The 6,327-nt window shown below is 46.8% G+C and carries 2 protein-coding genes and 2 pseudogenes; 3 read left to right on the top strand and 1 reads right to left on the bottom strand.

Annotation, left to right across the window (positions count from 1 at the left end):
• Positions 1–21: 21 nt before the first annotated feature.
• Positions 22–371 (bottom strand): annotated as a pseudogene (locus DJ75_RS14195) (IS6 family transposase); the annotation flags it as partial.
• Positions 372–1,096: 725 nt separating this feature from the next.
• Between DJ75_RS14195 and DJ75_RS14190 the strand changes: the two are divergent.
• From DJ75_RS14190 to DJ75_RS14175, 3 genes and pseudogenes are all read left to right on the top strand, one after another.
• Complete coding sequence (locus DJ75_RS14190; protein WP_094525087.1) at positions 1,097–2,335, top strand: glycosyltransferase; 1,239 nt, start codon at positions 1,097–1,099, stop codon at positions 2,333–2,335.
• Positions 2,336–2,339: 4 nt separating this feature from the next.
• Positions 2,340–2,815 (top strand): annotated as a pseudogene (locus tag DJ75_RS19420) (glycosyltransferase family 2 protein).
• A gap of 971 nt (positions 2,816–3,786) precedes the next feature.
• A complete protein-coding gene (locus DJ75_RS14175; RefSeq protein WP_094525084.1) occupies positions 3,787–5,589 on the top strand; it encodes an ABC transporter ATP-binding protein in 1,803 nt (600 codons plus the stop codon).
• Positions 5,590–6,327: the final 738 nt, after the last annotated feature.

The raw sequence follows: 6,327 nt of genomic DNA, 5'->3' as shown, positions 1-6,327 counted from the left end.
TCTGCGGATTCAACAGAGCATTCTCGTCGAATACAGCCGGACGTGGAGCAGGTGATTTGTGTCGGGGTTGACGGCAGCGTACAGTCAGAATCGCTCAGAATTGAACTGAATCACCGTTTCATCAACCGCAACATGATTCGGATGAGCACCGCCGGTCGGCTGTAAATCGGCCTTCTGCACCTACCGATGCACGGTGGTACAATGACGATCGACACCCAACCTCTCAAGAATGGAACGGTATCCGAAAGTGATAATTCAGCCAGACGGAGGCGGATACCGACTTTCATCGCTGGCTCGGGTGTCGCCTCTCACTCCAGAAGATCTAACTCGATATAACCGCTATCGCCGCTGAGGCGGTCGAACGAGTGCATGAACCACTCGATTTTTTGACCGCTTCACCCCTTATCTCAACGCTACCTTGACGCGGTTAGTGAAGCGTACGCTTCCGCGACGATTGAAGACTAACGGATTAAATTCTAATATAGACTTCAGTACGGACAATTGCTCCGCAACCGGACGAAGAATTGTGGGCCGATCCGCGACCTCGAATTACTCTGTTTCTGCCAGCAAGTCATACGACGAAAAGAAATATGATAAGACACCCTCGGTGGTTCGTGGGATGAACACCAAGGTCAGTGGAGGGAGTAGCAAACTTTTGTTACTGTACGCCAGACCGCGGACGGCAAAAATGTAGAACTGCCGATCTCCGTGGCGGGCCGAAATTTACAGTGCTCGGCGGATCGAAACAATAATATGAGGTCTCAGATTAGCAATTTTTACCGGTTATCGAAACAGAATTAATACGTATCGCTATACATAATTAAAACCGGTGGTTCTTCTTCAGATAATATACAATAAAACAACAAATAAAAATACATTTCAGGCGCAATTCTATTACTGAGTCTTGTTTTTGTCCGATGGGAAAATATCGGCCAATAGACTTATCAACGTATCCTATCCGTTTGTCGTTGTCACTCCAAGGATATCTCTTCACGCTCAAAACGTTCTGGACTTTCTGAGCGCGTCGAAGGAGCGCTGTTCTATCTGTAGAAAGATCTAATTAACAAAGTAAGACCTCCGATGTATTATATAATACATGAACATCCTATACTATCTCAGAGAATTTCCAAAGCTCTCGGAGACATTTATACTAAACGAGATATACGCTCTCAAACAGCGTGGGCATAACGTTGCTGTATTCGCAATTGGTGACGGCGATAAGTCGGTTACTCACGAGGAATTTGATAACCTAAACGTGCCGCTGCGATACGCCGACGTTCCGAACCCAGTCGGAGCAGCGAAATCGTTCTTCTCTACGCTTACGGCACACTCCTGCTTCGAAATCTTGTCAATGGACGTCCCAGTGAAAACCAACGTCGGAAATGTCATCTGGGCGGGCCAGTGCATCGAATTCTTAGACGGACTCGAGTGGGAGATCGACTGTATACACTCTCACTTTGCTACGCCGTTCCCGCTACCGTGTCCGTATCTTAGCACCCATTACGACGTGCCGTTTACCCTCACTACACACGCACATGATATTTTCAAAGAACCGATCGGCGACTATACTGAGAAACTACTCTCCAGTGCGGATCGGGTCGTTACGATATCCGAGTACAACCGTGAGTATATGCGAGAGCGTTTTACATTTGAGACCGCGATTGACGTTGTCCATGCAGGCGTCAGACTGAACAAGTTCGACACGACTGCTCCGGCCAAGGATGGGCGAGTCCTGACGGTTGCGAGACTCCACCCAAAAAAGGGAATTATGACCGCGATTGAGGCTATCGCCATCGTCGCTCAGGAGATTCCGAACGTCGAATATCATATCGTCGGATCCGGATCACAGTACGATGAGCTCGTGAGTCTTGTCTCCTCGCTGGGAATCGAAGAGAACGTGATGTTTCTCAATAACGTTTCCGATGCGGAACTGGTCGCTGAGTTCGAAAGGGCTCGCTGTTTCCTCCTCCCGAGTGTCATCACCGAGTCGGGAGAACGAGACGGGATCCCCGTCTCGCTCATGGAGGCGATGTCGATGCGAACGCCGGTGGTCTCAACGACTACTTCGGGGATTCCCGAACTCGTCGACCACGGCGAGAACGGTCTGTTAACGGCTCCGCGCGATCCAAACGCGACGGCGGAGTTGGTGCTCCGTCTGTTGCAAAACGACGCTGAGTGGCGCAAGTTATCTCGCCGAGCACGTGAGAAGATCCTCGACGAATTTAGCGTCCAGACGCAAGTGGACGGACTCCTGACGACGTTCGAGGCTGCTCGGAGTAAGTCATCGACCGACGAACAAACGAGGTCAACCGGCAAGAGTGCGCACCTGGAATAATGTTATGAACCCAACGATATCAGTTATTATCACGACATATTACCGGAACGAACTATTGACGGAGGCGATAGAGAGCATATTGGCACAGGAGTACGAACCGGTTGAACTGATCGTCGTCGACGATTCCGGCGTCGGTCACGCCGAGCCGGTGACGGAGCGATACGACGAGGTGAAGGGCATCGCCAAGGAAAAAACAAAGGCTGTGGCCCGGCCCGAACCGCCGGAGTTGAAGCTGCAACCGGTGAATACGTTCAATTTCTTGATGACGATGATATACCGTTAGAAGGTAAGCTTTCCAAAACCGCCGCGGCGTTGAAACAGCATTCGGACGTCGGTGTCGCTTACACCGGTGTAAAGCGAAATAACGCAACTCACAGGTATCCTGACCCGGAGATGGAAGGAAATGTGCTTAAACATGATTACACTTCAACACGTTCCCATGCTATACGTGTTCGATGCTTATTGAGTGTGACATTTTAACAAAAATAATACTATTTCTCCAGTTTACTGCCGCGAATGACAATTATTACATGATCGAACTGGCCAAGCGTACCAAATTCACGTATGTCGATGAACTCTGACGCTGTACCGGAGAGAAGAAAGTGAAATGTGGACTAAGAGCAATCAAATCGACGGCATTAAAGAGGTCCTCTCGGCTGAACGTGAACTGTATGACCTCTCTCCGGAGATTCGTCGGAAAATTCTCGCCGATATTTATCATTCTGAAGGTCACACTCGGCTAGAAAACAACATCTGGACGCTAAAGGCGCCATTGTGCTTCGCGAAGTCTGCATACTACGGGCTCGAAGAGCGACTGAAACACGTCGGATCCCTCATTGCGTCCATCGCCGGGCGGCCAGGGATAACAACGGCTGCGCAAGCAAACCGCCTTTTCGAAAGCTAATTGCCGGTGCACAGCGTCTACGATACCAGTATCCAGCCACCGTCACGAATGCAAGGTGGTGTCGCTCAAAATTATCAAGTTCGCACCTTTCTCAAGTCAGCTAAAAACAGCGCTACGCTGGGCTATTTAAATAGTCCTGTTGATCACTCTACTCACTATCAGTAAAACAAGCAAACCTTTGACCCAGAATAACAATAACTGCCTGTCTACCAGTATAAGATTACAGTGATCTGTTAGAGTTGACTGGTGATATATTCTACATTCCTCAATTCACCTCCTAATAAAGGTACACCCCTGACAAAAATGGACTTCGTCTTTAATTCAAATTCACAGGATATATTGTATATATTACTTTATTATTTTTAACCTATAAATTTATAAATAAATTATAAACCAAGCGAAATCAGCAGAAAAAGGACCAGTAGTATCTATATAACAAAATGGATTTCCACCTTACGCTTGTGCGTGCCGGGTCTCAATGTCTTGTGGGGGTCACTGATACGGCCTTCTGGTATCACGTTAGTAATGGAACGGAATCATAATAATCATGCCTGAAATCGAAAATGAACCGGTGCCTCGCAGAGAAAAGCTAGATTCACTCCTCAGTGCCGCACGCTATGATCCAAAATTCACCATACTGCTGATTGGATTAGGAATAGTCGTCGCTGTTCTTGAGGGGGTTGGACTAACGTTTATTGTTCCAGTAGTTGAACTACTCCAATCAAACGATCCTGTTTCAGAGGCCGATGGACTAATGGCCCTGTTTGTGTCGGCATATCAAATTCTTGGAATACCATTCACGATCGGCTTTGTTGTTGTTGGAGTCTCGGCGGTGATGACATTCCGTTACACCGGCAGCTTCTTGTACAGCTATCTCCGGCGTTTACTCCGGTTTAATTATCAGCGACACCTCCAGAAGCGCGCGTTTGACAGCGCTTTGGAAGCCCGTATGGCATACTTCGACAAAGAAGGGTCTGATGAGATTCTCAACACGATCATCACAGAGTCTGCTACTGCCGCAGGGGTAATAAATAAAATCGTCAAACTAATCAACGCGGTGCTTCTCACTAGTGTATATCTGCTTATCGCACTGTGGGTTTCCCCGTTACTAACGCTGGTTGCAGTCGGTATACTTGGTACTATTACCTTTGTGCTTCGATACGTGATCGATCCTGGATACAAGGTCGGCGACAAGGTTGCCGACGCGAACGAGCGTCGTCACCAGTCTGCTCAAGCTGGGATGATTGGAATCCGAGATATTCGGATATTCAATCTCACTGATGAAATATACGAAAGCTTCGTTGACGCAGTGGATATGTACACTTACAATATAGTAAAATTAAAAAGGAACCAATCAGCTATAAGGAATTTTTACAACCTCGCTGTTTCCGTGTTTGTGTTCATGCTAATATATTTAGCACTTAGATTAGCAAACCTATCGTTTGGCGAACTCGGGCTCTTCCTTTTTACAATGTTCCAACTCGCCCCTAGGGCAAGCGAGCTTAATGAACTGGCATATACAATTGAAAACGAACTCCCCCATCTGGTCCGAACTCAGCGTTTCGTCAACGAGCTCGAACAGCTTCGTGAGCCCGCTGGGGACGCTCGTACGGTACCAGAAACCGTAAACTCGGTTGAGTTTGATAATGTTAAATTCTCATATAATGATGACGAGACCGTTCTGTCTGGTGTTGATTTTACAGTCGAAAAAGGCGAATTTGTCGCATTTGTTGGCCAGTCGGGAGCTGGAAAGTCGACAATTGTGTCATTACTTGCAAGGTACTATGAACCGGACTCTGGTCGAATCCACGCGAATGGAGAGCCTATTGATGAGATGGATCCTAGAGAGTGGCGCGATCGTATCGCGGTAGTCAGACAAAGCCCATACATTTTCAATGAAAGCCTTCGGTACAATCTCACTGTAGGAAATCGGGACGCGACACGACACGATCTTAAACGCGCCTGTGAGATATCTAGGGTTGACGAGTTCTTCGATGATCTTCCTAACGGCTACGACTCACAGCTGGGCGATGAAGGAGTCAGATTGTCCGGTGGGCAGAAACAGCGCCTTGCACTTGCACGTGCACTGCTGAAGGACGCTGACCTACTGATTCTTGATGAGGCGACTAGTGACTTAGACACTAATCTTGAACAGGAAGTCCAACGGGCGATTGAGAAAATGGACCGAGACTATGGGATCATCACGATCGCGCATCGGCTGTCGACTGTTGAGAATGCAGATCGGATCTACACGATGGAAAACGGTCGAATATCTGAACGAGGAGCACACAACGAACTCGTTGAGAACGGCGGGAAGTACGCAGAGCTGTACGCCGTTCAACTGGGATAACACGTAAATCATTGTTCTCATATTAGAGAACACTAACACACTTGATTGATCACTAGAGCTGAGCAGTGACTCAGCTTATATCTTGACTATTCATCGGAACTCATTTGACCAAGTTGCTGAAAATTAACAGTTAGCTATTTACCCAAACTCCGCACTATTTTGAAAGTATTTCGAATTTTGTGAGATAAGAGATTTTATTTCATAACAATATTAATATATTAGAATATTTTGATTGATCTAATTTCTTTATCGGACTTTCTATTCTAGTTCTATTTACAAGACAACTCTGGTGATGTACTGTATATATTGCTTACATTCCCTGCGACGGATACGGGCCGAACTTTGTCGACGATGAAGCAGTTTACAATCTTCTATGTACGTTTGATCGCGCTTCCGACGGTGTACGAGAGCGCCTGTTTTAACAGAACTTATTCGGAAGGACGCTGTTAAACTGTGTCGGCATAGTCCGCGGTTAAGCCCGGATTGGGCGTCTTATTTGCTATAGTGGTCAACACTGATAACAGACTATTCTGACTAAAGCGGATACGACTGAATACGCTTTGATCTACCTGTCGGTCGAAACCGAACCTGCAGTTCACTCACATAGTACTAAATCAACAAATAATTGAAATGGTGCTGTTCCTGTCACTAATCAGTTAAATCTTACAACTGAACACCTTCTTAGAATCACTCTAAGATTGATTGGACGGTGTGTAACTTGGAAGAGAATATTTACAC

The sequence above is a fragment of the Halorubrum sp. Eb13 genome (assembly GCF_002252895.1).
Lineage (GTDB): Archaea > Halobacteriota > Halobacteria > Halobacteriales > Haloferacaceae > Halorubrum.
This window is presented reverse-complemented; position numbering and strand designations above follow the sequence as displayed.